At 43.8% G+C, this 1,551-nt stretch carries 2 protein-coding genes; both read left to right on the top strand.

What is annotated here, in order from left to right:
• The first annotated feature begins 245 nt into the window (after positions 1 to 245).
• Positions 246 to 701, top strand: a complete 456-nt coding sequence (locus tag IG627_RS20570; protein ID WP_193195174.1) for a WapI family immunity protein — start codon at positions 246 to 248, stop codon at positions 699 to 701.
• A 101-nt stretch (positions 702 to 802) separates the two neighbouring features.
• Positions 803 to 1,420, top strand: coding sequence for a LysE family translocator (locus tag IG627_RS20565; protein WP_193195172.1), 618 nt, complete (start codon positions 803 to 805; stop codon positions 1,418 to 1,420).
• The last annotated feature ends 131 nt before the right edge of the window (positions 1,421 to 1,551 follow it).

Here is a 1,551-nt window from a genome sequence, read left to right as displayed (position 1 = left end):
AACACTCAGAGGTCGCACTCGTCTATTGGGTATGTATCACCGCATGAATTTGAGTGTAAAATCAATTGCTAACAACATGGTGTGTGCAAAATCGGGTTAAGTCCCTTCCGGCGCTTCGCGCCTCCACGGGACAGTCAACGCTAAGCACATATTGTGCTGGTCGCTGCGCTCCCTTTTTAGCACAATATGTGCTTAGCATTGTCTGCCCCTGCTGTGGGCGTTAGCTTTCCGTAGCTGAAAGAAATATGTTCAAATTAAGTAATGTAGAAAATAAAGTAGAGCTAGAGTTATCCGTTGAAGGCTACCAGTTTCCCGAAAGCCCAAAGGATGACTGGTGTATCATCAAAGTAATCGTCAAGCAGGATGAAGATACCTTTGAAGCAGAGGATCCGGCGCTCGAAACTACAGAATTGCTGAGCATTCTTGAATGGTTTAGATGTCTCTCTGAGCGAAGGTTACCGCGTTACGCGCGACTCTGTTTTACCGAGCCTTGCTTGGAATTTGAGTTTCTAGCTTGTACAGATAGTTCGGTGAGAATATCAATCCATCTAAGCTACGAGCTGAAACCAAACTTCGATCTAAAGCAGTTTGGCCAACGGCCATCCGAGTGGGGCGTGGTATTCGAATTAGATGAAAGCGAATTTAATAAAGTTATTTCTGGCGTAGAGTCCGCACTGGTAAAGTGCCCGGTCAGAGGTTAAAGCTAACAAGCGGCTGCTAGGGACGTGGTAAAGCTTGGCTTGAAAAGCAGCCAACCATCACCACGCCCCAGAGCCGAGCGTTATACCTAAATAGGATAAATATGGAACAATACCTTCTATATGTTGCAATAGCATCAGCAACAATTGCTAGCCCCGGTCCAGGCGTGGTTCTTACTATCACAAATGTTCTACGTTATGGATTTTTGGGGGCAATCCCTGGAATCTTAGGTATCTCTGGCGGGATGCTTTGTATTGCTACAATTTCTGCAACCACACTAGCTGCTATTCTTGCAGCTTCTGCAATGGCTTTCACTATATTTAAGTTCATTGGTGCTGCTTACCTTATATATTTAGGCATTAAAATGTGGCGATTATCGTCAACATTTGATCTACAGATCCAAACAAAACAAAAGAGTCATAAACTGAGATTTGCAGAAGGATTTCTTATTACATTATTAAACCCAAAGCCAATTTTCTTTTTCATGGCGTTGTTCCCACAATTCATAACACCAAGTGAAAATTATCAAGCTCAATTTATTGCGCTGGCTTTAACGTTTAGCTTTCTAGTTGTTATAGTTCATTGTACTTATGCCATATTTTTAAAGGCAGCAAAATCTGGCCTATCAACACCGAGAGGCAGCAAGCTTATAAGCCGGGTAAGTGGAAGTTTCTACATGGTATTTGGAGTCGGCCTTGCCACATCTCATAAATCGGTATAACAAGCGACTGTGGTTCAAGCGCTAGCGAAAATATTTAGTGCGCCCACTCCCGGTCATCCCGTACCATGGCATTCAGAATCGTCAAAAACTTCCTCATTGCGGCCGTCAGCGCGACCTTTTTATGCTTCCCC

Origin of the sequence: Microbulbifer taiwanensis (assembly GCF_014904815.1) — a bacterium.
In the GTDB taxonomy this organism is placed as follows: Bacteria; Pseudomonadota; Gammaproteobacteria; order Pseudomonadales; family Cellvibrionaceae; genus Microbulbifer; species Microbulbifer taiwanensis.
Note: the sequence above shows the minus strand (reverse complement) of the source record. Positions and strands in the feature narration are given on the sequence as shown.

Excerpts from the sequence above, each read along its gene's own strand:
- IG627_RS20570 (WP_193195174.1), top strand. The coding sequence starts at position 246 with ATGTTCAAATTAAGTAATGTAGAAAATAAAGTAGAGCTAGAGTTATCC.
- IG627_RS20565 (WP_193195172.1), top strand. The coding sequence starts at position 803 with ATGGAACAATACCTTCTATATGTTGCAATAGCATCAGCAACAATTGCT.